At 62.6% G+C, this 26,070-nt stretch carries 29 protein-coding genes; 13 read left to right on the top strand and 16 right to left on the bottom strand.

Annotated elements, in window-relative coordinates; translation table 11 throughout:
* Positions 1 to 36: 36 nt before the first annotated feature.
* From WNZ15_RS13445 to WNZ15_RS13435, 3 genes are all read right to left on the bottom strand, one after another.
* Positions 37 to 1,056 (bottom strand): HlyD family efflux transporter periplasmic adaptor subunit, encoded by a 1,020-nt coding sequence (locus WNZ15_RS13445; protein WP_342893495.1) that lies wholly within the window; start codon positions 1,054 to 1,056, stop codon positions 37 to 39.
* A gap of 201 nt (positions 1,057 to 1,257) precedes the next feature.
* Complete coding sequence (locus tag WNZ15_RS13440; protein ID WP_342893494.1) at positions 1,258 to 1,404, bottom strand: hypothetical protein; 147 nt, start codon at positions 1,402 to 1,404, stop codon at positions 1,258 to 1,260.
* Positions 1,405 to 1,685: 281 nt separating this feature from the next.
* On the bottom strand, positions 1,686 to 2,417 hold the full coding sequence (locus WNZ15_RS13435; protein ID WP_342893493.1) for a GntR family transcriptional regulator: 732 nt from the start codon (positions 2,415 to 2,417) through the stop codon (positions 1,686 to 1,688).
* Positions 2,418 to 2,649: 232 nt separating this feature from the next.
* Here WNZ15_RS13435 and acuI point away from each other — a divergent pair, with 232 nt between their 5' ends.
* A complete protein-coding gene (gene acuI / locus WNZ15_RS13430; protein ID WP_342893492.1) occupies positions 2,650 to 3,645 on the top strand; it encodes an acryloyl-CoA reductase in 996 nt (331 codons plus the stop codon).
* 98 nt (positions 3,646 to 3,743) lie between these two features.
* Here acuI and WNZ15_RS13425 read toward each other — a convergent pair whose 3' ends face one another.
* Positions 3,744 to 3,884 (bottom strand): hypothetical protein, encoded by a 141-nt coding sequence (locus tag WNZ15_RS13425; RefSeq protein WP_342893491.1) that lies wholly within the window; start codon positions 3,882 to 3,884, stop codon positions 3,744 to 3,746.
* Positions 3,885 to 4,000: 116 nt separating this feature from the next.
* A complete protein-coding gene (locus WNZ15_RS13420; protein WP_342893490.1) occupies positions 4,001 to 4,897 on the bottom strand; it encodes a LysR family transcriptional regulator in 897 nt (298 codons plus the stop codon).
* 98 nt (positions 4,898 to 4,995) lie between these two features.
* On the opposite strand from WNZ15_RS13420, the gene WNZ15_RS13415 reads away from it, so the two are divergent.
* The 6 genes from WNZ15_RS13415 to WNZ15_RS13390 all read left to right on the top strand — a co-directional run bounded on the left by WNZ15_RS13415 (position 4,996) and on the right by WNZ15_RS13390 (position 8,456).
* On the top strand, positions 4,996 to 5,613 hold the full coding sequence (locus tag WNZ15_RS13415) for an NAD(P)H-dependent oxidoreductase (RefSeq protein WP_342893489.1): 618 nt from the start codon (positions 4,996 to 4,998) through the stop codon (positions 5,611 to 5,613).
* Positions 5,614 to 5,894: 281 nt separating this feature from the next.
* Positions 5,895 to 6,092 (top strand): 50S ribosomal protein L35, encoded by a 198-nt coding sequence (rpmI, locus tag WNZ15_RS13410; protein ID WP_342893488.1) that lies wholly within the window; start codon positions 5,895 to 5,897, stop codon positions 6,090 to 6,092.
* 26 nt (positions 6,093 to 6,118) lie between these two features.
* A complete protein-coding gene (rplT, locus tag WNZ15_RS13405) occupies positions 6,119 to 6,478 on the top strand; it encodes a 50S ribosomal protein L20 (protein WP_342893487.1) in 360 nt (119 codons plus the stop codon).
* Between the two features lie 116 nt (positions 6,479 to 6,594).
* Positions 6,595 to 7,122, top strand: coding sequence for an MAPEG family protein (locus WNZ15_RS13400; RefSeq protein ID WP_342893486.1), 528 nt, complete (start codon positions 6,595 to 6,597; stop codon positions 7,120 to 7,122).
* Positions 7,123 to 7,127: 5 nt separating this feature from the next.
* Positions 7,128 to 7,766, top strand: coding sequence for a 3'-5' exonuclease (locus WNZ15_RS13395; RefSeq protein ID WP_342893485.1), 639 nt, complete (start codon positions 7,128 to 7,130; stop codon positions 7,764 to 7,766).
* Positions 7,767 to 8,126: 360 nt separating this feature from the next.
* The gene (locus tag WNZ15_RS13390) at positions 8,127 to 8,456 is read left to right on the top strand and encodes a hypothetical protein (protein ID WP_342893484.1); all 330 of its coding nucleotides are present in this window, start codon (positions 8,127 to 8,129) and stop codon (positions 8,454 to 8,456) included.
* Positions 8,457 to 8,508: 52 nt separating this feature from the next.
* Here the strand turns inward: WNZ15_RS13390 and WNZ15_RS13385 are convergent, their stop codons facing one another.
* A complete protein-coding gene (locus WNZ15_RS13385; RefSeq protein ID WP_342893483.1) occupies positions 8,509 to 9,894 on the bottom strand; it encodes a multicopper oxidase family protein in 1,386 nt (461 codons plus the stop codon).
* 95 nt (positions 9,895 to 9,989) lie between these two features.
* Complete coding sequence (gene ggt, locus WNZ15_RS13380; RefSeq protein WP_342893482.1) at positions 9,990 to 11,585, bottom strand: gamma-glutamyltransferase; 1,596 nt, start codon at positions 11,583 to 11,585, stop codon at positions 9,990 to 9,992.
* Positions 11,586 to 11,833: 248 nt separating this feature from the next.
* On the opposite strand from ggt, the gene WNZ15_RS13375 reads away from it, so the two are divergent.
* Entirely contained in the window at positions 11,834 to 12,268 is a 435-nt protein-coding gene (locus WNZ15_RS13375; protein WP_342893481.1) for a heme-binding protein, read from the top strand.
* 274 nt (positions 12,269 to 12,542) lie between these two features.
* Here the strand turns inward: WNZ15_RS13375 and phaR are convergent, their stop codons facing one another.
* Positions 12,543 to 13,118, bottom strand: coding sequence for a polyhydroxyalkanoate synthesis repressor PhaR (phaR, locus tag WNZ15_RS13370; protein WP_342893480.1), 576 nt, complete (start codon positions 13,116 to 13,118; stop codon positions 12,543 to 12,545).
* A gap of 557 nt (positions 13,119 to 13,675) precedes the next feature.
* Between phaR and WNZ15_RS13365 the strand changes: the two genes are divergently transcribed.
* Both WNZ15_RS13365 and phbB read left to right on the top strand, forming a co-directional pair.
* A complete protein-coding gene (locus WNZ15_RS13365; RefSeq protein ID WP_342893479.1) occupies positions 13,676 to 14,857 on the top strand; it encodes an acetyl-CoA C-acetyltransferase in 1,182 nt (393 codons plus the stop codon).
* A gap of 129 nt (positions 14,858 to 14,986) precedes the next feature.
* On the top strand, positions 14,987 to 15,715 hold the full coding sequence (gene phbB / locus WNZ15_RS13360) for an acetoacetyl-CoA reductase (protein WP_342893478.1): 729 nt from the start codon (positions 14,987 to 14,989) through the stop codon (positions 15,713 to 15,715).
* Positions 15,716 to 15,761: 46 nt separating this feature from the next.
* Here the strand turns inward: phbB and WNZ15_RS13355 are convergent, their stop codons facing one another.
* The gene (locus WNZ15_RS13355) at positions 15,762 to 16,505 is read right to left on the bottom strand and encodes a DUF3299 domain-containing protein (protein WP_342893477.1); all 744 of its coding nucleotides are present in this window, start codon (positions 16,503 to 16,505) and stop codon (positions 15,762 to 15,764) included.
* A 139-nt stretch (positions 16,506 to 16,644) separates the two neighbouring features.
* Here WNZ15_RS13355 and WNZ15_RS13350 point away from each other — a divergent pair, with 139 nt between their 5' ends.
* A complete protein-coding gene (locus WNZ15_RS13350) occupies positions 16,645 to 17,283 on the top strand; it encodes a septation protein A (RefSeq protein ID WP_342893476.1) in 639 nt (212 codons plus the stop codon).
* A 306-nt stretch (positions 17,284 to 17,589) separates the two neighbouring features.
* Here the strand turns inward: WNZ15_RS13350 and WNZ15_RS13345 are convergent, their stop codons facing one another.
* The 4 genes from WNZ15_RS13345 to WNZ15_RS13330 all read right to left on the bottom strand — a co-directional run bounded on the left by WNZ15_RS13345 (position 17,590) and on the right by WNZ15_RS13330 (position 20,542).
* Positions 17,590 to 18,012, bottom strand: a complete 423-nt coding sequence (locus WNZ15_RS13345) for a hypothetical protein (RefSeq protein WP_342893475.1) — start codon at positions 18,010 to 18,012, stop codon at positions 17,590 to 17,592.
* Positions 18,013 to 18,222: 210 nt separating this feature from the next.
* A complete protein-coding gene (rpmF, locus tag WNZ15_RS13340) occupies positions 18,223 to 18,408 on the bottom strand; it encodes a 50S ribosomal protein L32 (protein WP_306142215.1) in 186 nt (61 codons plus the stop codon).
* Between the two features lie 183 nt (positions 18,409 to 18,591).
* Complete coding sequence (gene mtgA, locus WNZ15_RS13335) at positions 18,592 to 19,335, bottom strand: monofunctional biosynthetic peptidoglycan transglycosylase (protein WP_342893474.1); 744 nt, start codon at positions 19,333 to 19,335, stop codon at positions 18,592 to 18,594.
* On the bottom strand, positions 19,322 to 20,542 hold the full coding sequence (locus WNZ15_RS13330) for a cyclopropane-fatty-acyl-phospholipid synthase family protein (protein WP_342893473.1): 1,221 nt from the start codon (positions 20,540 to 20,542) through the stop codon (positions 19,322 to 19,324). The genes mtgA and WNZ15_RS13330 overlap by 14 nt, the downstream gene beginning before the upstream one ends.
* A gap of 146 nt (positions 20,543 to 20,688) precedes the next feature.
* On the opposite strand from WNZ15_RS13330, the gene WNZ15_RS13325 reads away from it, so the two are divergent.
* Positions 20,689 to 21,597, top strand: a complete 909-nt coding sequence (locus tag WNZ15_RS13325; RefSeq protein WP_342893472.1) for a polyprenyl synthetase family protein — start codon at positions 20,689 to 20,691, stop codon at positions 21,595 to 21,597.
* A 66-nt stretch (positions 21,598 to 21,663) separates the two neighbouring features.
* Here WNZ15_RS13325 and WNZ15_RS13320 read toward each other — a convergent pair whose 3' ends face one another.
* Genes WNZ15_RS13320 through WNZ15_RS13310 form a run of 3 tightly spaced genes read right to left on the bottom strand, consistent with a single transcriptional unit; the run spans position 21,664 to position 24,637 of the window.
* Positions 21,664 to 22,608, bottom strand: a complete 945-nt coding sequence (locus tag WNZ15_RS13320) for a prephenate/arogenate dehydrogenase family protein (protein WP_342893471.1) — start codon at positions 22,606 to 22,608, stop codon at positions 21,664 to 21,666.
* An 8-nt stretch (positions 22,609 to 22,616) separates the two neighbouring features.
* Complete coding sequence (gene hisC, locus WNZ15_RS13315; RefSeq protein WP_342893470.1) at positions 22,617 to 23,765, bottom strand: histidinol-phosphate transaminase; 1,149 nt, start codon at positions 23,763 to 23,765, stop codon at positions 22,617 to 22,619.
* Positions 23,762 to 24,637, bottom strand: coding sequence for a chorismate mutase (locus WNZ15_RS13310; RefSeq protein WP_342893469.1), 876 nt, complete (start codon positions 24,635 to 24,637; stop codon positions 23,762 to 23,764). The genes hisC and WNZ15_RS13310 overlap by 4 nt, the downstream gene beginning before the upstream one ends.
* Positions 24,638 to 24,864: 227 nt before the next feature.
* On the opposite strand from WNZ15_RS13310, the gene WNZ15_RS13305 reads away from it, so the two are divergent.
* Positions 24,865 to 26,067, top strand: a complete 1,203-nt coding sequence (locus WNZ15_RS13305) for a homoserine O-acetyltransferase (RefSeq protein ID WP_342893468.1) — start codon at positions 24,865 to 24,867, stop codon at positions 26,065 to 26,067.
* Positions 26,068 to 26,070 lie beyond the last annotated feature (3 nt).

Here is a 26,070-nt window from a genome sequence, read left to right as displayed (position 1 = left end):
CGCTTCCTCGTTGCCGGCGATGCCGGGACCGGCACGCTAGTGCGTGCCGGTATCACCGGTTTCCGGCGCGAGCCCCGCAGGCATCGGCTTGAGGATCGCCGGCCAGGCCGAGGGCTCCCCGTCCAGTCGGGTCAGCCGTACGTAAGCGACACCCCGGATGCCGGTCTTGACACTTTCAATGTGATTGAGAACCAGGTCCGAGGGCACCCGAACCTTGACCCTGAACATCAGTTTCTCGCGTTCGCTGGGTGTTTCCACTTCCTTTGGCGTGAACTGCGACTCAGGAGAGACAAAGCTGACCGTCGCCGGAATCGCGAAATCGAGAATATCGAGCTGGACACGCGCCTCTGCGCCGATGGCGACCCGGTGCGCCTGCGATGAGGGCAGGAAGATCTCCATGTAGATGTCCCGGAAGTTGACCAGCGTCATGACGGCACCGCCGCTGGCGAGGACCTCGCCCGGCTCGGCAAGGCGATACAGCACCCGGCCGATCACCGTCGACTTGAGCACGCCGTCATTGATCTGGGTCCGGATTTCCGTGGCAACCGCACGGGCGGCATCGACGCTGCGCTGCTGTGCCACCAGCGTCGCCTCCGCCGAAGCAACATTGGCCCTGGCGACATTGCGCTCGCTGACTCGCACGTCCCGATTTTCCTGGCTGTCATGGCCTTTTTCGACAAGCACCTCGGTGCGGGCAAGCTCCTGTTCGGCCAGAACAAGCCTTGCCTTTGCCTCTTCGATCGAAGCCCGGGCCGCCGCGACCGCGCTTTGGGCGCTGGCAACATCGGCCTCGGCGCGCAGCAACTGGGCTTGCAGTTCGGCAACATCGATCGTCGCGACGGTCTCGCCGGGTTCGACAAGATCGCCTTCCCGCGCGAGCACCTCCTTCACGCGGCCGGCGATTTTCGTCGAAATATCGACTTGCGTGGCCTCGATGCGCCCGTTTCCGGACGCAATGTCATCTGGAAGCGAGCTGCCGTCGCGGCTGACAACGTAGTAGCCAACGCCCGCCAGGAGAATGGCGGCACCAAGCGCGAAGATATGGGTTTTCTGCATGTCTGACCTGAACCGCCTCGTCAGGAAATCAGCGCACCGGAACGGTGCGGTCCTGATTGACCCGATGGCTCCCAGATCTTGTTACCCGTTTCCGCCCATCCGTCGTTTGATCTATCTCAGATGCGCTGCACAAACAGTGGGCGTCGCCCCTCGGCGGACCGATGCAATGCCACCCGGCGGACACGCAGAACGGGCGAGGTTCTAAGGCGTTGCCGGCGTATGCAGTGTCGTGACCGGGACACCGGTGCTGACCGGGTGATCGCTCAGGACATGGCTGGGATTGGAAGCCCTGCTGGCGGCAGCGCCGACGAGAACCAGCACGACAACTGCGATGCTCCAGAATTTCATGGGTCTGCTCCGTGTGGTTATAGCCGCCTTGTGTGGAGGTGATTGCGGCGTCAGTCCAGCCGGCGAACCAGGTCGCGAACGATTCAGGCGCGACTCAGTCTTCGACTTTCGTATATATTATACTTTAGGATGATATTGTGCAATGCCGCTGCGTCATCTGCTCGCCCGTCCGGCACCCTGCGCCCCTGGAAAGGCCCCACGCCCGGGTCACGGCGACGTCCGGAACGGAAAACCGGGACCGTTTCCGGATCGCGGCGGGTGCGGGGTCAGGGTGTGCGGGATCAGGGCGAGCGGGGGCTGCGGCGCTCGGCGGCCAGATCCTTGGTATAGGCCGCCAGGGCTTCGAGCTGGCGGTGCGCCGCATCGGCATCCGCCGCGTGGAGCGCATCGGCCAGCGCCTCGTGAAGATCTGCGATCCGCTCGCGGTCGCGCAGGCGGTAGACCAGCATGTTCATCAGCGGCTGCATGGCTTCAAAGGCCGCCGAAAGCTGAAAATTCAGCAATGGATTGCCGGTAGCGTCGGCAATCGCCGTGTGGAAGGCAACATCGGAGGCGCAAAAGTCCTGGTCGGAGGTTTGCGGATCCCGCTGGCACTGAATTTCCCGGCGCATGTCCGCCAAATGGTCCCGGGTCCGCTTTTCCGCCGCAAGCGGCAGCGCCGCCGTCTCCAGCGCGAACCGGGCTTCGATCGCATCTTCCAGTGGAATATCGTTCATGCCGATCAACAGGCGCGTCGCCGTCACCAGATTGCCCTGCGCCTCGGCCCAGGTCATGCGGTTGACGAACGCACCGCCGGATGAGCCACGCTCGCTGCGGATCAGGTTCTGCGCGGCCAGCCGCTTGAGCGCCTCGCGCACGGTCGATCGGGAAACACCGAACCGGGCGGCGAGTTCGGCTTCGCTCGGCAGACGTTCCTCACCGGCGAGTCGGCCTTCCAGAATCGCATCGCGGATGGCATTGGCGATCTGGACCGACAGGCCCTCTTTCTGAATCGTGTTGAATTCGATCGCCAACGATCTCTCCGGCGCGTGTTGACCCGCCGACAAAACTAGAGAGGCGGCATACGGGGGTCAATTCAAAATGTTTAAATGTCGGACAATTAAATGTTTGACTTTTAAAAGCGGTGCGCGCAGCGTGTCGAAAACAGGGACCGCAAGGTCTCCGCAGGCAATCACGACGCCACCCATCGGCAGCGATCCCGCCTGCGCAACCGTTAGAATTCAAAAAAGGAAATTTGGAGGCCACATGATGACGTTCAAGGCGCTGATTGTCGACAAGGACGAGGACGGCAAGACCCACGCGGCGATCCAGGAAATTGACGAGAACCGGCTGCCGGAAGCCGACGTGACCGTCGCTGTCGAATATTCGACCCTGAACTACAAGGACGGTCTTTGCCTTGGCCCCGGCGGCGGACTGGTGCGCACCTATCCGCATGTGCCGGGCATCGACTTTGCCGGCACCGTCGAGGAGTCCTCGGACGACTGGTACAAGCCCGGCGACAAGGTTGTGCTGACCGGATGGCGGGTCGGGGAAGCCTGGTGGGGCGGCTATTCCCAGAAGGCCCGCGTCAAGGGCGAATGGCTGGTGCCGCTGCCTGAAGGCCTGACAACCCGCAACGCGATGGCGATCGGCACGGCGGGTTTCACCGCCATGCTCGCCGTGATGGCGCTGGAAGATCATGGCCTGAAGCCGGAAAACGGACCCGTCCTGGTGACCGGCGCCGCCGGCGGCGTGGGCTCGGTTGCGACCGCCATCCTGGCCAATCTCGGCTATGAAGTTGCCGCCGTAACGGGACGGGACAGCACCTGGGATTATCTGAAGTCGCTGGGCGCCAGCAGCGTTGTCCCGCGTCAGGATATCGCTGAAACAGTCAAGCGGCCGTTGGAAAGCGAAACCTGGGCAGGCTGCGTGGACGCGGTCGGCGGTTCAATGCTGGCGCGGGTCCTTGGCCAGATGAAATACGGCGCGTCCGTTGCCGCCGTGGGCCTGGCCGGCGGCGCGGCCCTGCCGGCAACTGTCATTCCGTTCCTGCTGCGCGGGGTCAATCTTCTGGGCATCGACAGCGTCCTGAAACCCTATGGCGCCCGCCTAGAGGCCTGGGAGCGGCTGGCGAAGGACCTGCCGATGGACAAGCTCGAGGCGATCGTTCAGACGGCCACCCTGGAAGACCTGCCGAAACTCGGTGCGGACATCCTGAAGGGCCAGGTCAAGGGGCGTGTGGTTGTCGACGTAAACGCCTGACCATCCTGTCCCGATCTAGCGGGACAGGCACAGACTGCCAACCTGCGGCGTATCTTATGCCAGCCGCAACAAATAGGGTCTTATTTGTTGCGGCTGGTTTAACAGGACAGAGCCCGGTCGAGCGGCTCGCGGACCGTGGTGATGACAGTGTATTCGTTCCACAATTCGTAGGGCGTGTTCACCGTTGGAACACCGTGATTGCCAGGACCATCGAAGCCCAGCCACTTCCGGAAGCTCATTCCTGCAGCTTTCGGGTTGTGACCAAAAAACGCTACGTTGGACGATGCCTGTTTTCTTTTCTGACTGGTAACGCGCTTCATCCGAGGCAACAACGCAGCCAGTCGGGATCAAACCACTAGCTGATTTTCTCCTTCAGGAAGTCGATCATGACCCGCACCTTCTGGGGCAGATAGGACCGGCTCGGATAGAGGATCCAGGCCGCCGTCTCGAAAGTCGCCGCTGCACAGGCATGATCCGGGAAGAGATCGACAAGCGTGCCGTTTTCAAGGTCCCGCTGCACCAGCATGATCGGCAAAAGCGCAACCCCCATGCCGTACCGCGCCGCAGAGCGGATCGACAAGGCATTTGAAATCACCGTCGCGCCACTGACCGGGACGCTGAAGGGCTCGGTCTTTCCTTCTCGCAGAAACTGCCAATAGGTCCGGAAACCCGGAATGGCGAACCGGATGCAATCGCGCTCCGACAAGTCATCGGGATGCGAAAGCGGACCGTTCTTTTCCAGGTATCCCGGCGAGGCAACAACGCGATAGCTGGTGGTCATCAGCCTCGTGACGATCCAGTCTCCCTTGGGCATGGACCCGAATCGCACCGCCAGATCGATCCCCTCCGCCCGCAGGTCCAGATTGGCGTCGGATGCCAGCAGCTCGATATCGACCTCCGGGTATCTGTCCCGGAATTCGGGAAGCAGCGGCATCAGGCACTCCTGAACGAAGGAGATGCTGGCGGTCATGCGCAAGGTCCCGCGCGGCGAGACTGCCGTTGTGCGGGCCTCTTCTCCGGCTGACTCCAGTTCCTCGACCAGGGGTGCGATCCGGTTCAGGTAAAGCTCCCCTTCTCCGGTCGGCGCAAGGCTCCGGGTGCTGCGCTGGAACAGCCGGAACCCGACCTCCTGTTCCAGTTGGGCAATGACCCGGGACACGCTTGAGGCGTCCAGGTCCTGAAGCCGGGCAACGGCGGCAAAACTGCCGAGGTCCCGGACCAGCAAGGCCGTCTTGAGTGATGTCAGATCCATTCATGCACAATACGCACGAATCCAATGCATTTCGATCTGTTTTTCGAAATCTCGCAGGAAACTAAACCCGGCTTGCCACGCAAAAAGGAGGCAAGTTCATGACACAGTTGCTCCGCATCAATTCAAGCTCCCGGCTGGACGGGTCCCATTCCGCTGCCATTGCCGACACGTTCGAAGCCGGATTTCGGGCGAAACACCCGGGATGCCGGGTCATTACCCGAAACGTCGCAGACGGCTCGATCCCGTTCATCGCCCAGAAAACCATCGAAGGGTTTTATGCGCCGCAAGACAACCTGCCCGATGATTTGAAAGCGGCGACAGCCCTGTCGGATGCGCTTGTCGAAGAAATTCAGGGGTCCGACACCTTGCTCTTCGCGGTTCCGATCTACAACTTCTCCATTCCTGCGGCTCTCAAGGCGTGGATCGACCAGATCATGCGGATCGGTCACACGTTTTCGATGGACGAGACCGGTTTCAAGGGACTTGTGAAAGCGCGGCGGGCCGTCATTGTTTGTGCCTATGGCTCCGAGGGCTATTTGCCGGAGGAACCTTTTGCAGCCGCCAATTTTCTCGAACCCTACCTGAAGTTTCTGCTCGCTTTCCTCGGCATCGAGACTGTTGACTTCATCCGTCTTCAAGGCACTGCAACAGCAACACCTGATGCATTTGCTGTCAGGCTTGAGGCAGCCAGGGCGGAAGCCAAACGGGCCGCATAGGGCTGCGCACTCCATGTCGCCGCGGTCTGTAGCCGGAAGCAGGCGCAGGAGCGCAGATAAACGTCCCTTGTGCGCTCCCGATTCCGGTTGCATTTGGCCGAAAGCTCCCATATAAGCGCCCGGTCCAGAGTCGTCCGGCTCGTCGTGGACTGGTTTCCTGTATCCTGATCCAGCATCGTGATGCAGACCCCCGCGACAACCAAGGGCATGCCGTGTCGGCTCTGAATGCACCAAGAAAGAAGTGCCTGTTTCTGACAGGCACACCAAGGAAAGGATGCAAAATGCCCAAGCTGAAGACGAAATCCGGCGCCAAGAAGCGCTTCAAACTGACTGCGTCCGGCAAGGTGAAAACCGCGCAGGCCGGCAAGCGTCATGGCATGATCAAACGCTCGACGAAATTCATCCGCAACGCCCGTGGCACCACCACGCTGTGCGACCAGGATGCGAAGATCGTCAAGCAGTTCCTGCCCTACGCTTAAAGCCAGCCCCGAAGGAGATTACCTAGATGTCACGCGTCAAACGGGGCGTAACCGCCCACGCTCGCCATAAAAAAGTTCTGAAGGCTGCCAAAGGCTATTACGGCCGCCGCAAGAGCACGATCCGCGTTGCCAAGCAGGCCGTCGAGAAGGCCGCTCAATACGCCTACCGCGACCGCAAGGCCAAGAAGCGCAACTTCCGTTCGCTCTGGATCCAGCGCATCAACGCGGCAACCCGCCAGCACGGCATGACCTATGGCCGCTTCATCGACGGTCTGACCAAGGCCGGTGTCGAAGTCGACCGCAAGGTTCTGTCCGACCTGGCCATCAATCAGCCGGACGCCTTCAAGGTTCTGGTCGACAAGGCACAGGGTGCCCTGCCCGCTTAACGCCGGGTCCCGATGAAATTCGTCAAGCGCGGCCCTCAGGGCCGCGCTTTTCTTTTGCGCTGTCATGTGATCCTCTGCGGGCATCGAACAGGATGCAACCGACCGGTTCCGGACACATGCCGCTTTCCGACAAACAGAGCCCTGTCCTCAAGGGCATGATCGCCGCCATGGCGGTGTCCGTCCTGGCGCTGAGCGCCGGCGCCGCATTCATGCCGGCGGACTGGTTGCCGGCCGATACGGCCGCCGGGCGGCTGGCGTATGCGGCCCGGTCCGTTCTGACCATTTGTGCCTGGCTGCTGCTTTCCATCGGCATTCTGGCCCGGCACCGCTTTTTCACCCCTGAAGACATCGACGGCAGCGGCCTGACCGCCGGAACAGCGGACGCAAAAAGGCTGCAGGCGGTGCTGCAGAACACGCTTGAGCAGACCGTTCTGGCCGTCCTTGTCTATGGCAGCTTTGCCGCCCTCGCGCCGGCGCCGCTGCTCGGCGCCCTGCCGGTGGCCGCCCTGCTGTTCTTCTGCGGGCGCGCCCTGTTCTGGCGCGGCTATGCATCCGGCGCCGGCGCGCGCGCCTTCGGCTTCGCGCTGACATTCTATTCCACCGTGCTCTTGTTTCTCGCCACCGTATTCCTCATCTGGATCTGACCGCCATGACCCATGCCATCATTTTCGATTGCGAATTTCTGACCGCCACCGGTGCCATGAACCGTATCTGGGGCGGCCCGCTAGACCCGGATCCGTCCGTGGCCCAGATCGGGGCCGTAAAGCTCTCCCTCGACCCCGGCCATGAAATTCTGGATACGTTTCAGGTCCTCATTGCCTCCAGGGACAGGCATGGCCGAAAGGCCGTTCTCGACCCGTTTTTCACGGAACTGACCGGGATCGATCAGGCCTCGGTCGACCGGGACGGTATCGGCATGGCCGAGGCGCACGACCTTTTCGACAAATTCGCCGGGGACGGCACCTTGTGGTCGTGGGGCAAGGACGAGCTCAATCTGTTTGCCATCAGCTGTTATGTAGAGGGATTTGCGCCAAAAATGCCGATACAGCGGTTCGGCAATGCCTCCGGCCTTCTGCTCAACGCCGGCATGCCCCGGGAAGATGTTGCAAGCACGACCAGCGGCAGACTGGCGGATTATTTCAACATCGAAAGCGCGCCGAGGCGCCAGCACGACGCCCTCGACGATGCCATGTCCGTCGCCTTGACCCTCCAACTTCTGCTGCGCACCGGCAGGCTCTGGCCGCTGGAGTTTAAACTGCCGCTCACGGTGAAAACGCCGTCTGGCTGACCATCGCCAGCCCACGGACCGACCGCACGCTCTCGCGGCGGGACCACAATAACCGCCGATATTCATGACCGGATCCTGACCGGTCCCCGGCCATGACAACCGGGCAGGCTGCTGCCTCGTGGCAGGACAGTCCACGTCATCGCGATGGCAAGGGCGCCCCGTCGGTTGCCACCGCTATCCCCGATTCTCACTGAATTTGTCCGGTTTTGCACCAACCTGTTAACTTTTGTGACCGGGAATCGGCACAAAACTGCGGACAAAAGGTTAACGCGTTCCCATATTGGCATGGTGATTGCGAAGTTTCAGACAGGGCAGGCCTTGGCGTGCCATTTTGAAACAGTGAGGCGTTGAGCTGTGCGAGTGAACCCGGTAACTTCGGCAGGCCGTTCCAATGTGAGGCGCAAGCGTCCCTCTCTGGGAGAGACGGAATCCGAACGTCAGGCCGGCGATTTCTCCGCGCATCTTCCCGCCCCCCAGCAACCCGTTCTGGAGCGCGATCAGACCGCGTTTTCATCACGCTACCTGCCGAACTCGGTCTTCCTGGCACATCTGATCGCCACCCGCGATGGCGACAGTCAGACCAGGGCATTCAGACAGACCGCCTCGCTCAACGGTGCAAACACCTACCGGGACACGGCCTCCCTGCCGCGCCGCCGCGCCGCCGGGCACTTGTTCAAGACGGAACGCTAGCGCGCACCTGCTGCTGTCCGGCCCGAACCGGATGTACCGGACAGCGATAATCTCATTCCGCAATCCGCAGAAAACCGGCCAGTCCGGTCTTCTGGTGTTCGATGACATGGCAATGGAATGCCCAGTCGCCCGGATTGTCGGCCACCAGGGCCACCTCCATCGTCTCGTTCTCCAGCAGCAAGGCCGTATCGGTCACCAGCGGCGCCAGCTGTCGCTTGTTCGACCTGAGCAGCCGGAAGGAGACGCCGTGCAGATGGATCGGGTGCGCGTTCGGCGTCTCGTTCCTGAACCGCAGGATGTAGGACTTGCCAAGCCGCAGCGTTGCCAGCGGATCGAACGGGCCCGGCAGGTCCCCGGCCCAGGCAGTGCGGTTGATCGACCAGAATGTATAGCCGAGCGATCCGCAGATACTGGCCTGCGGCGCACCGCCTTCCGGTGACCAGCCGAACACGAAGTCCAGCACCTCCGCATTGGCAAGATCCGGCTCCGGCACCGGGTTCGGCGCAAGCGGTTTCAATTCGCGGAGATCGCGGCGGGCGCTCTGTCCCCGCGGCAGGAACACCGCCAGCTCCTTGTCGCCATTGGGGCGTTTCAGGTGGAGGCGCACCGTCCCGCCATCATTGTCCGGGACGCGCAGGGCGATGTCGGCCCGCTGCCCGGGAGACAGCACCACGTCTTTTGCGGGAATTGGTTTGGGCAATGGATTTGAGTCCAGCGCGATCAGCTGTGCGTCACCGCCGGTGATGTCATACGTTCCGACCCGGGTGACGTCGGTCACCGCGAGACGCAGCCGCACCAGACTGCCGGCAGCAAGCTCATAGTGCGGCGCGACCTTCCAGTTGACGGTCGAGACCGTGCCGTAGGTCCCGCCGCGAGCCGCGTTGCGGGGCTTGAACAGATCGATGAACTGGCCGTCGCCACCCAGACGGAAGTCCCGGATGTTCAGCGGCAGGTCCTGGTCGAACCCCGGGTCCTCGTCTTCCTCCACGACCAGGACCCCGGTCAGGCCGCGGGCCATCTGTTCCAGCGTGTTGCAATGGGGGTGGTACCAGAATGTCCCGGCATCCGGCGGCGTGAACTGATAGCGGAATTGCTGCCCCGCCTCGATCGGAAGCTGGGTCAGATAGGGCACCCCGTCCATGCCGTTGGCAATCCTCAGCCCATGCCAATGCACAACCGAGGCCTCGTCAAGCCCGTTCCGGACGTCGATCGAGGTCGCCTGACCTTTTTTGAAGCGCAGCACCGGCGGCGGGCCGTCCGGGGCAAAGCTCATCATGTTTCCGGTAATCGTGCCGGGCAGAACGGAATGGCGGATCCTGGCAAGCGTCAACGAATGGGCGGCGGCCTGCGCCTGGCGGGACAGGAAACCGCCGGCGGCGAAGGCGGCAACGGTTCCCGTGCTTCCAAGCAGAAGTTCGCGCCGCGAAATACCGGCCATGATCAATCCTCGATTATCTGTCGGAGCGTCCAGGCGCACTCAACACCCGCTTTGCGGCGGCCACAAGGATCAAATTGACGCGCATGGCAGCCGCCTCAATACCCGGCGGCGTGCCCGTCCTTGCGCGGATCGGAGCCGGCAATCAGCATCTTGCGCGCCCTGTCGATCATGATCGCCTGGGCGCCGCCGATTGGCCCGTCCGCCGGCACGACCTTGTGACCCAGTGCCCTCAGGCCGTCCAGAGTCGACGCCGGCACGAGCCTTTCGGCCTGCAAATCGTGGCTGTCCATGTCGAAGAACATGCGCGGGAAGTCGATGGCCGCCTGTACGTCCATGCCGTAGTCGACGATATTGGTGAGCAGATGCGCATGGCCGCAGGCCTGGTACTGACCTCCCATCACGCCGAAGGACAGATACGGCGCGCCATCCTTCAGCATCATTGCGGGAATGATGGTGTGCATCGGGCGTTTGCCGCCATCGATCGAATTGGGATGTCCGGGAGCCGCCCGGAAAGACTTGCCGCGGCTGTGCAGCAGAACGCCGCTTTCCGGCGCGACGATGCCGCTGCCGAAATCGGTGAACAGGGAATTGATGAAGGACACCGCCAGGCCGTCCTTGTCGACCACGGACAGGTAGACCGTGTCGGTCTGAGGCGCCAGTCCGCTTTGGGGAATCGCGGCAAGGCGCTTTTCCGGCGAGACTTGCGCGGCAAGCCGGTCCAGATAGGCCGAGCCGATCAGGTGGGAATGACACACATCCATATGGCCCGGATCGGCCACGAACCGGTCGCGGACCGCATAGGCAAGCCGCGCCGCCTCCATTTCCAGATGAAAGCGTTCCGCGCCCAGCGGATCGAGATTTTCAAGATCGAACCGCTCGAGAATCCCGAGCATGACCAGGGCGATGATGCCCTGGCCGTTCGGCGGCAGCTCCGCCACCGTGTGACCCTTGTAGTCCCGCATCACCGGTGAGACCGCCGTGGTGTGGCAGGCAGCAAGATCGTCCAGGGTCATCAGCCCGCCCCGGGAGCGCAGTGCTGCGACGATGTCCTCGGCAATGTCGCCGGAATAAAAGGCATCGGCCCCGCCTTCGGCGATCTTTTCCAGCGTTTCGGCCAGATGCGGGTATTTCAGGATCGTCCCGGCCTTCGGGGCCTCGCCCTTGACCAGATAGTGGGCCGCGGTAACCGGATCGGCCCGCAATTTGTCCACGTCACCCGCCCAGTCGCGCGCGACACGCGGCGCCACCGGAAATCCCTCGTGGGCGTATCGTATGGCGCGCGTGAAGAGAGACTGGAACCCACGCGTGCCGTGAGCCTTGAGCAGCGTCTCCCAGGCGCGCACGGCACCGGGAACGGTAACCGAATGCGGCGAGGTGTCCGTGATCTCTTCGACCCCGAGCTCCGCCAGCTTCTGCGGTGTTGCCGCGCGCGGTGCGGCGCCCGAGCCGTTGAACCCGGTCAGGCGGCCGTCAGGCTCCATCACGATCGCGAAACAGTCGCCGCCGATTCCCGTCATGTGGGGTTCGACAACACATTGCACGGCGACCGCAGCGATGGCCGCATCGACCGCATTGCCGCCAGCCTGAAGTGTTTCAAGCGCCGCACTGGTCGCAAGGGGATGCGAGGTTGCCACGGCGGCTTCCCTGGCGAATACCGGAGACCGGCCAGGTGCCTGAAAATCACGCTTCACTGAAATCCTCCTGCGGGAAACCGCATTCTTTCCGATATGTTCCAGAAGCTTCTCGGGAATACCGACTATTCCGCAAGCTTCTGTTCTGATAGCAAATTCAATTCGCGGGCAGCACCTTAAGGAGAACCGGCGAAATGCGCAAACCTCTGCTCATTGCCGTTTCAAGGCAGTCTCCCGACAGGATCGCCCGGCGCTGAGACGTTCCCGTTTCAGGTCGAAGATATGAACCACCAGAAGGGTGCCAATCAATGACAATCGGTATCGGACTTTCAATCGCAGAGACCATCACTTCCGCCGCATTCGAAAAGGCAGCCGAGCTGAAGCTCAAGCCGCTGACGGTCGCGGTCCTGGATGCGGGCGGTCACACGGTCCTGCTCAAGCGCCAGGACGGGTCCTCGATCATGCGGCCCCAGATCGCCACGGGCAAGGCGGTCGGCGCCCTCGCGGTGGGCACCGGCACAAGGTGGCTCAACGCCAATGCCGAATCGCGTCCGCATTTCGTCAACGCCCTCAATGGCGTTTCCGGCGGCGCCATTGTTCCGGTGCCCGGCGGTGTGCTGATCAGGGGTGCGGATGGGCAGACGCTCGGCGCCGTCGGCATCACCGGCGACACATCGGACAATGACGAGGCCTGTGCCGTTGCCGGCATCGAAGCCGCCAGCCTCACGGCCGATTGCGGCTGAGCATCACGGTCGAAGCGGAGCAGGCAGGCGATCCTGCGGGACGCCGCCTGCGCCGCTTGCCGGGTTGAGGACAGGCCTTCCCGAGCGGTGTGGTCCCCACACCGCTCTCATCCTGCAAAGGCGCGGAGACTCTCCCTCAGGAGGGATGTCGTGCTCCTGCAATCCACTGTCCGGCAATCCACTGCTCAGCGATCCGCAACCCGCCGCTTGCGAAATTCCAGGATCCGGAAATGCGCAAGCCTTCGGGCTGATCGACAGGACATGAAATCCGGATTCAGGATTTCTCGCCAAGCTGGTTGATCTTTTTCTGCATTTCCTCAAGCTGGCGCTTCATGTCGTCCAGATCCGACCCGCCCGCCTTGTCGTCAGTCGCCTCGGTCTGGGCCGACCCGCCTTCGCCGGCCGGGAACGGCATGAACATCTTCATGGCGCGCTCGAACATTTCCGTGTTGCGCTTGACCTGGTCCTCGATGGCATCGAAGGCCGTCGCGCCGAAGGCACCGCCCATTTGCGAGCGCAGCTTTTCCTGCTCCTTGGTGAGGGATGTCATCGAGTATTCCAGAAAACTCGGAACAATCCCCTGCATGCTGTCGCCGTAGAAGCGGATCAACTGCCGCAGGAATGTGACGGGAAGCAGGTTCTGCCCCTTGCCTTCCTGCTCGAAAATGATCTGGGTCAGGACGGACCGGGTAATCTCGTCACCGCTCTTTGCATCAAAAACGACGAAGTCCTCTTCCCCCTTCACCATCACCGCCAGGTCCTCAAGGGTGACATAGGTGCTGGTGCCCGTGTTGTAGAGCCGCCGATTGGCGTATTTCTTGATGATTGTCGGCTCGTTTGTCTTGGCCATTCGTCACTTCCGCCTATCTGCCTCACGGCTAGATCGGCCTGCATTCACATAAATTCCAATGAATGCAGAAATCCGATCCATCCTCAGGGATCCGAGCCTCTCGTCCGTGTTCTGGAGAACACGGGGTGCGCTCGAGGGGGAGTACTCCCCGCTCCCGTTTTCCATTTGACGACAAGGCCTTCGCGAGCCTGCCATCACCTCCGACAATGAGACTAAGCCAATCGTATCGGATCGTGCCACCCTTTTTATGTGCGCCGACGAAAGGATGATGCCGCAATTGCGAAAACAGGGCTTCAATTAGGAGTGTTACGGTTGACACGACTGCGGGTGAGGTTTCTAGTTCCGGCATAAACAAGGATCAGAGTGCCCTTGGGGTACGAACCCTTGGACAGGGATGGAACGGCACGAGAAATCGCGGACGCACGCACTGACGGGGGCCCCTGCCCGGTCAGGCGCGCTGCCTCCGCCGTGAACACCGTTACAACCTCATTCATGGGTCCGTGCCCTGGTGGCACCAAACTGCTACGGCCGTCCGGCCACGAGTCCTGGAGAGTAGAATGAGCGCTTTCAACGATATCGTTATTGTCAGTGCGACCCGCACGCCTGTCGGGTCTTTCAATGGGTCTTTCGCCAACACACCGGCGCATGACCTTGGTACGATCGTCATGAAGGCCGCGATGGAAAAGGCCGGCGTCGACGGCGGTGACATCGACGAAGTCGTGTTCGGCCAGGTGTTGACCGCCGGACAGGGCCAGAACACCGCGCGCCAGGCCGCCATCAATGCCGGCATTCCGGACAAGGCCACCGCCTGGACCCTCAATCAGGTCTGCGGTTCGGGCCTGCGCACCGTTGCCATCGCAGCGCAGCAGATCCTCACCGGAGATGCCACCATCATGATGGCCGGCGGCCAGGAGAGCATGTCTCTTGCACCGCATTGCGCGCATATGCGCGCCGGCTACAAGATGGGCGACTTCAAGATGATCGACACCATGATCAAGGACGGCCTCTGGGACGCCTTCAACGGTTATCACATGGGCCAGACCGCCGAGAACGTCGCCGAGAAATGGCAGATCAACCGCGACCAGCAGGACGAATTCGCCGTCGCCTCCCAGAACAAGGCGGAAGCTGCCCAGAAGGCCGGCAGGTTCAAGGACGAGATCACCCCGGTGACGGTCAAGGAGCGCCGGGCCGAGCGTGTTGTCGAGGATGACGAGTACATCCGCCACGGCGCGACCCTGGAAAGCCTCGCCAAACTGCGCCCGGCCTTCACCAAGGAAGGCTCGGTCACCGCGGGCAACGCATCGGGCCTGAATGACGGCGCCGCCGCCATCCTGGTCATGAGCGCCGCAGAAGCCGAAAAGCGCGGTCTTACGCCGCTCGCCCGCATCGCATCCTGGGCGACTGCAGGTGTCGACCCGGCCGTCATGGGCTCCGGTCCTATCCCGGCGTCGCGCAAGGCGCTGGAAAAAGCCGGCTGGAACGCCGCCGATCTCGATCTTGTCGAGGCCAACGAGGCCTTCGCCGCCCAGGCCTGCGCGGTCAACAAGGACATGGGCTGGAACCCCGACATCGTCAACGTCAACGGCGGCGCGATCGCCATCGGCCACCCGATCGGCGCGTCCGGCGCGCGCGTCCTGACGACGCTGCTCCATGAAATGGGCCGCCGCGACGGCAAGAAGGGTCTGGCCACATTGTGCATCGGCGGCGGCATGGGCGTTGCCATGTGCCTGGAACGCTGATCTCGAAGATCATTTGACGGAGATCATGGCCAGCCACCACTGGCCATGATTGGAAAAAGACGGTTCCTGAACCACTCAGGAACCCATGAGGTCCGAAGGACCCGGAGCGGGAAGGCAGGAGGAAGCGGAATGAGCAAGGTCGCATTGGTCACAGGTGGCACACGCGGAATCGGAGAGGCGATTTCTCGGGGATTGAAAGACGCAGGCTACACTGTGGCGGCCACGTATCACGGCAATGTAGAGAAAGCGGAAGCCTTCAAGGCCGAAACCGGCATTCACGTCTACAAATGGGACGTTGCCAATCCCGATGAATGCGCCGCGGGCATTGCCCAGGTGGAAAGCGACCTCGGTCCGGTCGAGGTGCTGGTCAACAATGCCGGCATTACGCGCGACGGCATGTTCCACAAGATGGACTTCGACCATTGGCGCGCGGTGATGTCCACCAACCTCGACTCGATGTTCACGATGACCAAACCGGTCATCAACGGTATGCGCGGACGCAGCTCGGGCCGGATCATCAACATTTCCTCCATCAACGGCCAGAAAGGTCAGATGGGGCAGACCAATTACTCCGCCGCCAAGGCCGGCGTGATCGGTTTCACCAAGGCGCTGGCGCAGGAAAATGCCTTCAAGGGCATCACCGTCAACTGCATCTGCCCGGGCTACATCAACACCGACATGGTCGCCGCCATGCCTGAGAAGGTGCTGGAATCGATCGTCTCCAACATCCCGGTCGGCCGTCTCGGCCATCCTGAGGAGATCGCCCAGACAGTGGTCTACCTGGCTTCCGACGCTGCTGCCTTCATGACCGGTGCCGTCATGACCATCAATGGCGGCCAGTACATCGCCAACGGTTGAGACAACAGGTTTCATTCGGTGAAAAAGCGTCCCCGGGGGCGCTTTTTTATTGGCCGCTTTCCGCCGCCGGCTTTCCGAAGTTCAGGAAGTTCTTCCAGAGCCGGTTTTCCGGATTGGGGCGCGTCTTTTCATCGAGACTGCGCACCTCCGTGACATCCATGTGGAAGGCGGCAATCATGTCGACCTGACCATCCAGCAGCGTGATCTGCTGGCGCACGGTTTCAATGGACAGCTTGCCGGTCAGCAGGACAGGTTCATAGATGTATTGCGCCTCCCATCCGCTCGACACACGGTAGCGGATCATCTGGTTGGGATCGGGTGCAGGCATGTGGCTGCACATGCCTTGTTCCGGCACCAGGTAGCCGCCGGTCACCCCTCCACCGCCAGGGTCCTGGACAGGGATCACGTAGCCGGTGATTGCAATTTCCTTGCCCGCCAGTGCGGGATTGCCCGCCAGCGCCGCGGCGGCCCGTTTCCTGCCGATTTCCACCCGCTGCGACAACAGCCAGTCCGTGCGCACGCCTGCCGCCGCCAATCCGGCTTCCTCGCTCCGCAGCCTGCCCTCGATCCGGCGTCTTGCCTCATCCGCCAGGCTGGCGTCTTCAAGACGCTGGCGCAGCCGCAGCACTGTCCCGAGCGACCTGAGGTCCTGGATGCCAAGGGCAGCAAACGGATCGATGAATTCCGCTGCTTTCGGATCCTTCAGGTTTTCCCAGATGACAGGCGTCGCCGCATGGCAGATCTGCATCGCCAGAAAATTCGTCAGAAGAAAGACAATGACACGTCTCACGGGGCAGCCTCCACACGCATTGTTCCCCCAGCTCCGTCCAGAGCATTTAGCATCTTTGGCCGCATAAGACAGCCCTCCCACTTGACCCGTCCGGTTCTGTGCCCCTATCTCCCGGTAACCAACCGCGGAGCAGCACAACATGGAATTCGAACACGCCCCCAACGATCCGACCCGCAAGGAATTGTCGCCGCTTCTGAAGCTGGCGCTGGAACTCGGGCCCCTCGGCGTGTTTTTCCTGTTCAACGCCAGGGGCGAACAGATCACCGCGTCGTTTCCCGTGCTGGAAGCCGTCGGCAAGCCGATCTTTCTCGCCACCGCGGCCTTCATGGTGGCCATCACGATCTCGCTGGTGGTATCCCTGTGGCTGACACGACGGCTGCCGATCATGCCGCTGGTGTCCGGCGTTGTCGTTCTTGTGTTCGGCGCCCTGACGCTGTGGCTGCATGACGAGCTTTTCATCAAGCTGAAACCGACCATCGTCAATTGCCTGTTCGGCTCGATCCTGCTCGGCGGCCTCCTGTTCGGCAAGGCCCTGCTCGGCTATGTGTTCGACAGCGCCTTTCGGCTGACCGACGAAGGATGGCGCAAGCTGACGTTCCGCTGGGGTGTGTTCTTCTTCGTCCTGGCGATTGTCAACGAAGTCGTCTGGCGCAGCTTCTCGACCGATTTCTGGGTCAGTTTCAAGGTCTTCGGCATCATGCCGATCACGATCCTGTTCACGCTGTCCCAGCTTCCGCTGATTCAGAAACACGCGCTCGTGGAAGACGGCGACACCTGAGCGCGGCGCGCGGGACGCGCAATCCGCTCCGCCATCTAATTTGGCGAGAGCTGAGACAGAAGACATTGTCGAGGATGGTGAGGCGTGAGGCGCGCGCGCGCCCGCTGACGGGCCACATTTTTGACCGGTCCGACCCTCCAGGGTGTCATTCCCGCGAAAGCGGGAACCCCGGACTCCTCATAATCGGCCGTACTGACACCGCAAGGCCCGGGACTCCTGGGTCCCGGGTCCCGGGTTTCCGCTTCGCGGCTCCCGGGATGACAGCAGTGCTATTCTGCGAAGGCCGCACCAGCCCCGGCAATGCCCTCAGTGCACCTGTCCGTGTCCGAAGGACACGTCACGGCGGGCGCCTGTGATGGAGATCGAAAAGCCCGCGATCACATCGATCAGCGAGATCGCCATCAGAATGAAGAACAGCGACGTGGCCGCCTGTTGCACCACCAGAAACTCCACCAGATAGACAACAAAGACCAGCACCGAGAACATGTGGTCGAGCAGCGCCGTCGTGCCGATGCGCGTCGCCTTCAGGATCTCGATGAACAGGAAGAACAGGCCGACCGTGATCAGAACGTCGCTGGTCAGGAGCTGGAACGTCGCGCCCGAGACCATGGCGATCGTGATCAGGGGCTGCGCCCAGAAGCCGGCATCGGAGGCACCGGCCGTAAACGCAAGCGCGTTGTAGATCAGGAGAGAAAACAACGTGAAGGGAATGGCGGAAAATAGGCGCATGAAGCGGCTCCCGTATGACTCTTGCCCGAAGCGGGCCGAATGCGGCGAGCTGACACGATCTTGAGAGCCAATTCAAGGCGGGCCAAAAGAAAAAGGCCGGCCTGTCGAAACAGGGCCGGCCTCAATCCTGATTTGCCATTCGGCGATCCGCCCGAAGAGAATCAGAGCCAGGTCACGGGTCCGCTTTCAGAAGGTGAAAGCAAGCCGGTCTCAGGCGTCTTCCTTCGGGGACAGGATCTGACGGCCCCGGTACATGCCGGTCTTCAGGTCAACGTGATGCGGGCGGCGAAGTTCGCCCGAATCCTTGTCCTCGACGTAGGTCGGCTGCTTCAGGGCGTCCGTGGAACGGCGAAAACCGCGCTTCATGCGCGAAGTTTTTCTCTTTGGAACGGCCATTTTATCTTTTTCTCCGTGGTCCATAACCGCGCGGCCCGGACCGGGTTCGCCCGGGGCGTGGCGTCACGCAACGTGTTTGAATGCGCGGCGTTATACAGGCAACACCGGCGTTTTGCCACCCCATAGCGAAAATTTTCTTGGCACGGCCGGCGAAAGCGCTCCCGCACGGGTCTCCCGCCAGGTTCAATTCTCCAGAACGCACCCGAAAATGGCGCCCGCACCCTTGACCCGGGCCAGGTTGGTCGCCGCCAGCCGGCGGTGGCCCGGAGACGGTTTCGCCGGGTTGCGGCCGCGCGGATTGGGCAGCGCCGTCGCCAGCCGGGCGGCCTCGGTCCGTGTCAGGTCGCTGGCCGGTTTGCCGAACCAGGCCTGCGCGGCGGCCTCCGCACCGAAGATGCCCTCACCCCATTCGGCAATGTTCAGATAGATTTCCATGATGCGCTTTTTCGACAGGATCGCGTCCAGCATCAGCGCCAGGGGAAGTTCCATTCCCTTACGCAGATAGGACCGGTCTCCCCACAGGAACAGGTTCTTGGCGGTCTGCATGGTGAGGGTACTGGCCCCGCGCGGCCGTTCCCCTTCGCTGAGGGCCTCGACCTGCTCCTGCAAGGCTCCCCATTCCACGCCGTCGTTCTCGCAGAACCCGCTGTCTTCCGAGGCGATCACCGACCTGACAAGATGCGGAGAGATCCGCTCGAGCGGCTCCCATTGCCGGTCGACCCACAGGAACTGGACATAGCGGCCGATCATGAGCGTGCTGACCGGGGGCACCACAGAGTAGATCACCGTCAGAACCGGCGGCAGCAGGAGCAGGACGAGCAGCAGTTGAAGCATCCGCTTGCGGACGGTAGGCCACAATCCCGTCTTCCGGGCGGGTGTCCGTCCCGATCCTGATCCGCCGCCCTTCGCCGGCTTAACTCTTGCCATTCAATTCCCGTTCGTTGTCGATAATGAAGTCCCGGACGATCGGCACGGCATCCCGTTCCTTCGACAGGAGAAGCTGGAAGACCATGTTGGACCCGTGCAGGAACCCCAGTTCGACGGCACACAGGTAGAATTCCCACATCCGGCAGAAAGCCTCGTCATAGAGACTGGCAGCCGCCGCACGGTTCTCCTCGAACCGCCGGCGCCAGTCCCGGATGGTGTAATAATAGTGCAGCCGCAGGATTTCCGCATCGCAGACCCATAATCCAAGCCGTTCGGTCGAGGCAAAGACTTCCGACAACGCCGGCACGTAGCCCCCGGGAAAAATGTGTTTGCGGATGAACGGTCCGGTCGTTCCCGGCGGCGTCATGCGCCCGATGGAATGAACAACCGCATACCCGTTCGGCGTCAGGCAGTCGCGGATCTGGCTGAAATAGGCGTCCAGATGGCCGATCCCGACATGTTCCATCATGCCGACCGAAACGATGCGGTCGAACCGGCCCTCGAACTCCCTGTAGTCTTTCAGGACGAAGGTCACCCGGTCCTCAAGCCCGGCGGCACGGACGCGCTCCTCCGCGATTTTGACCTGCTCGGGGGACACGTTCAGCGAGGTCACGCGCGCGCCGGCCTGGGCCATGCGGATCGCCAGGGACCCCCAGCCGCCGCCGATCTCGAGCACCTCCATGTCCGGCTCCAGATCGAGCTTGGCGACCAGATGGGTCAGTTTCGCCGCCTGGGCCGTTTCCAGCGAATCGTCCGGATCCGTGTAATAGGCGCAGCTGTAGTTGAACCCTTCGTCCAGAAACAGCCTGTAGAGATCCGTCGACAGGTCATAGTGGTGCCGGGCCTGGGTCTTGGCGCGCTCCACGCTGTTCTTCTGCTGGTGGCGTCTGAAGAGCTTCCAGCCCTTGCGCAGCAGGCCCTGGACCGGGTTCGCCCCGAGCGGTGCCCGGTTGATGGAGAAAAGGAACATGAAATCGTAACAGGTCGACCCTTCTTCCATGGTCAGCGTGCCATCCATGTAGGCTTCGCCTGCCGCGAGCTCGGGATTGAGGAACAGCGACCGGTAAAGAGCCTTGTCGTGCAGACGGATGGTCACCGTCGGCCCGTCCTCGCCGGACCCGAATTCATGCACCCTCCCGGCAAGGTCGATAACGCGCATGCGCCCGCGCTTGATGAAGGATCGCAGCAGGCTCGACAGCAGTTTCATGAGGAAAGTCTCCAAATTGTTTGGTTTGAAAGTGTCAATCGGCCGGTTGAAGGGCCTTTTTCAAATTCGAGCCTTGACGATACAGCCAATTGGTTTCAGGGAAACCCGGTCCTTGCAAGAGTTATTGATCGATCGTCCTGGAGCACATGGTGACCTTTGACCTGAAACAGCATCTGGCAGCGCGGACCGAGAGTGTCGAAGCGGTTCTGGATCGCGCACTGAGCGGCACCGCCTCTCGCGGAGAGACCGCGCGCCCGCCGCGGCTGGTTGCGGCAATGCGCCACGGTGCCCTCAACGGCGGCAAGCGGCTGCGCCCGATCCTGGTCTGGGAGACGGCAAGCCTGTTCGGGCGCTCCGATGACGGCGTCGTCAGGGCCGCCTGCGCGCTGGAACTGATCCATTGTTATTCGCTGGTCCATGACGACCTGCCGGCCATGGACGACGATGACCTGCGCCGGGGCCAGCCGACGGTGCACAAGGCCTTCGACGAGGCAACCGCCATCCTGGCCGGTGACGCCCTGCTGACGCTGGCTTTCGACGTCATCGCGGAGGACGCCGTCCACCATGATGCCGCCATCCGCCTGCGCCTGTCCCGGGACCTCGCGCGCGCCGCCGGCGTCGGCGGCATGGCCGGCGGACAGATGCTCGATCTGGAATCGGAACACCGGCCGCGAACCGAAGCGGACATTCGCCTGCTGCAATCGATGAAAACCGGCGCCCTGCTGCGCTATGCCTGCCGCGCCGGCGCCCTGCTCGCCGACGCGCCGACCGCCGATGTCGACCGCCTGACGCGCTTCGGCGAGGTCATCGGGCTCGCATTTCAGCTGGCCGACGATCTGCTCGATGTCGAGGCAAGCCCGGAAGCTGCGGGCAAGGCGACGGGCAAGGATGCCGACGCCGGCAAGGCAACGCTTGTCGGCCTTTGGGGCGTTGAAAAAACCCGTGGGGAACTGGCCCGTCTGCGGGAGGAGGCCGCCGCCTTGCTGGCACCCTACGGCGACAGGGCGGACATCCTGGGCGCGCTCGCAGGGTTCATCGTCAGCCGGACCAGCTGACAGCCCGCGCCGCGCTGTGGGCCCTGCCCGGAGACGGCGCCCAGGCGCGTCCCCAGAGGGAGAGGATTATTCCGCCGGCCCCTCGGGCTGTCCCTTGCCGTGCCGCCCGAAATCCGGCGCGTCGGTTTCCTGGCCCGCCTCGATGATCGACCGGCGGATGCCCCGGGTTCTGGTGAACAGGTCGAACAGCATCTGGCCGTCGCCCCAGCGGATCGCCCTCTGGAGAGCGGACAGGTCCTCGGAGAACCGCGACAGCATCTCCAGGATCGCATCCTTGTTGTTGAGGCAGACATCGCGCCACATCACCGGATCGGACGCCGCCAGACGCGTGAAGTCGCGAAAACCCGAGGCCGAATACTTGATGACTTCGGATTTGGTCACGGTCTCGAGGTCGTCGGCGGTGCCGACGATGTTGTAGGCGATCAGATGCGGCAGATGCGACACCATCGCCAGCACCAGATCATGATGCTTCGGATCCATCCGGTCGACGTCCGATCCGCAGCCCCGCCAGAAGGCGCTCAGCTTTTCAAGCGCGTCCGGATCGACATCCTCCGGCGGCGTCAGGATGCACCAGCGGTCATCGAACAGCGTCGGAAAACCCGCATCCGGACCGGACTGTTCTGTGCCGGCGATCGGGTGTCCGGGTATGAAATGCACACCGTCGGGCACATGCGGGCTCACCTGATCGACGACCGATCCCTTGGTCGAGCCGACATCGGTCAGGATCGCGCCTTTTTTCAAGGCAGGCGCGATCCACTTGGCAATCGCCTCGTTGGCGCCCACCGGCGCGCACATGATGACCAGATCGGCGCCTTCCACGGCAACGGCGGCGTCGGCCTCGTAGCGGTCGCCCAGACCGAGTTCCTCGGCCCGTTTCAGGGTTTCCTCCGAGCGGGTCGAAATCGATATGCTGTTCACCAGGCCGCGCTGGCGGGCGGCCTGGGCCAGGGAGGACCCGATCAGGCCGATGCCGATCAGGGCCATGCGCTCGAAAAGGGGGGCAGCGGTCATGGTGATCTTTACTTCTGTCCCAGAAAATCTTTCAGATGCGCAATCACGGTCCGGTTGGCCTCTTCGGAACCGATGCTCATGCGAAGGGCATTCGGCAGCCCGTAATTGCCGACCAGCCGCAGCACGCAGCCGCGTTCCAGCAGATAGGCATCGGCATCCGGGGCGCGCTTGCCGGCCGCGTCCGGAAAATGCACCAGAATGAAGTTGCCGACGCTCGGGGTCACCTTCAGACCGAGCTTTTCCAGTTCACCCGTCACCACCGGCAGCCATTTTTCATTGTGCTCCACGGATCTTGTGACGAACGCCCGGTCGCGGACGGCGGCCATGCCCGCGGCAATGGCCATGGCGGATACGTTGAATGGCCCGCGAATGCGGTTGAGGGCGTCAATCACATGTGCGGGGCCGAACCCCCAGCCGAGGCGCAGACTGGCAAGGCCGTAGATCTTCGAGAAGGTCCGCGTCATGATCACGTTCTCGGACGTGGCCGCGAGTTCAAGCCCGCTCTCATAGTCATTGCGGCGAACATATTCCGCATAGGCGGCATCCAGCACCAGCAGCACGTGATCCGGCAGGCCTTCGTGCAGGCGCCGGACCTCCTCGAAGGGCAGGTAGGTTCCTGTCGGGTTGTTCGGGTTGGCGATGAAGACCACCTTGGTCCGGTCGGTGACCCTGGCCAGGATCGCATCCACATCCGTCGTCAGGTCTTTTTCGGGCGCGATCACGGGCGTTGCCCCGGCGGCGCGGATGGCAATGTCGTAGACCAGGAACCCGTGCTCGGAATAGATCGCCTCGTCGCCTGGACCGAGATAGCCATAGGCGATCAGGCTCAGGACCTCGTCGGAGCCGGCTCCGCAGATGATCCTGTCAGGATTGAGACCGTAAACCTCGCCGATCGCCGCCCTGAGGTCCGTTGCCGCCCCGTCTGGATAAAGCTCCAGCGCCCCGGCCACGGCTTCGATGGCCGCTCTGGCGTCAGCGCTTGTGCCAAGCGGCGTTTCGTTCGAGGAGAGTTTGTGAATGGTCTTGCCATGCGACCCCTTCGACTTGCCGGGGACATAAGGGGCGATATCCAGAACGCCCGGCTTCGGTTGCGGACGCGCCGACGGCATCTCGCCAGCTGTTTTACCGGTCTCACTCACTGTGCTCATCTCGTTCATTCCTGAGGCTCCCCGGCCTGAGGCTCCTCGCCCTCGGCGGCAAAAATATCTTCCGGATCGCCGTCTATCGGAGCAGCGTATCCGCCGACACGTCTCAAGACGTCCGGCTCGGCACCTGCGCAGGCCGTCATGACCTCTTCCTCGCTCAGGTCTCCCGAAATCGCCAGCAGCGCGTCGACGCCGCTCGCGGACCGGAAGAAACTGAGCACCTCTATGCCCTGATCCATCAGCCTGACCGGCAGGAGATCAGACCAGCGGGCGTCATAGACCGCAATGTCCGCATTGTCGATCATGCTGTCCGCCCTGGCCAGAACCAGCGCCGGCAGATCCGCGGGCCGTTCGTCGAGAACCACGAACGGCAACCGCGCCCGGACAAGGGCCCCCGTCTCGCTCAACCCGCGCCACCAGGGCAGTTCCGCCCGGTCGGTCAGGGCGACGAGGCCGAGATCGCCCGCGGAAGCAGTCACCGCCCCGACAATGTCGGCCGCATCCGCGCCCGGCACCAGTTCCACGGAAAATCCGAAATAGAAGCGCGCGAGATCGAGCATTTCGATAACGTCCGCGCTGCCGTCAAGATGAACCGCAATGTCCGTTTGCGGACTGGTGCAGGCGCAGATCAGATCGCGCCAGAGATGTTCAACGGTTGACAGCGGCAGGTCGCCCTGATGGCGTTCCACCATGCGGCGCATCATGTCCGCGTCCCGCTCGGGATGAAACAGCGTGGGGCTTTCGCCGGCCGCGCGCCGGGCCGCCTGGATGCCGGCTTCCGCCTGCGCGCGCTCCATCAAAGCCTCGTGAATGCGCGCGTCGATCTCGTCGACCCGCGCCCTCAGATCATGCAGCGACATTCCGCTGTCCGGCAATTGAGACATGACTTTTTCCGGTTTTCGTCAAAGGGTCAGCGGCGCATAGTCATAGGCACCCGAATGCGCAAACGCAAAAGAAAACATTGACTCGGCGCGCGCGGCGCGGCTAGGTCGCCAGTCTGGCCATCGCGTGGCCGCGCGCCCGTCCCGTCCGGCACGGGCCGACGCAGCAGGCGGTCGGCCGGAGCTTCCCGCCCGGGCCCGATCGGGAACAAACACCAAACCCGAGAGCCATGTCCGCAGACACACCAAATTCCGCCACATCACCGGATGCGAAACCGAATGAAGCCGTTGCGCCCTCCAGCAAGCTCGCCCGGTTTCCGGCCGAAGAGCCGCTTGAACTGGATTCGGATGTCCGGCTCGGTCCCTGGCAGATCGCCTATGAAACCTATGGCGAGCTCAATGCGGACAGGACCAATGCGGTCGTGGTCTGCCACGCCCTGACCGGCGACCAGTATGTTGCCTCGACCAACCCGGTGACCGGCAAACCCGGCTGGTGGAGCCTGATGGTCGGTCCGGGCAAGCCGATCGACACCAACCACTACTTCGTGATCTGCGCCAATGTCCTGGGCGGCTGCCTGGGCACCACCGGACCGGCGACGATCAATCCCGAGACCGGCAACGCCTACGGGCTGGACCTTCCCGTGGTCACCATTCGCGACATGGTCCGTGCCCAGGCACGGCTGCTCGATCACCTGGGCATCGACACGCTGTTCGCCGTGATCGGCGGCTCGATGGGCGGCATGCAAGTGCTGCAATGGGCAGTCAGCTATCCGGAGCGGGTCTTCGCGGCCATTCCGATCGCGGCGGCGGCGCGGCACACGTCCCAGAACATCGCCTTCCACGAAGTCGGCCGGCAGGCGATCATGGCCGACCCGAACTGGCGCGGCGGCAGTTACATCGCCGAAGGCGTCCGGCCGACCAAGGGTCTGGCGGTGGCGCGCATGGCCGCCCATGTCACCTACATGTCCGATGAATCGCTGCACCGGAAATTCGGCCGCAACCTGCAGGACCGGGACAGCCTGACCTTCGGATTCGACGCCGATTTCCAGATCGAAAGCTACCTGCGCCACCAGGGCATGACCTTCGTCGACAGGTTTGACGCCAATTCCTATCTGTATGTCACCCGCGCCATGGACTATTTCGATCTGGCCGAGGAATTCGGCGGCGCCCTGCCCAATGCCTTCAAGGACACGAAAACCCGGTTCTGCGTCATGTCCTTCACGTCGGACTGGCTGTTCCCGACGACGGAAAGCCGCCGTGTGGTCAAGGCCCTGAATGCCGCTGCCGCGAATGTTTCCTTCGTCGAGATCGAAGCGGACTGGGGACATGACTCTTTCCTTCTGAATGTCCCGGAAATGTTCGCCACCATCCGTGGATTCGTCACCGGATCGGCCCGCGCCCGCGGCATTCCGGTTCCAGGCGAGGAGATCTGACGC

This window comes from Roseibium sp. AS2, from assembly GCF_038900065.1.
Taxonomy (GTDB): domain Bacteria; phylum Pseudomonadota; class Alphaproteobacteria; order Rhizobiales; family Stappiaceae; genus Roseibium.
This window is presented reverse-complemented; position numbering and strand designations above follow the sequence as displayed.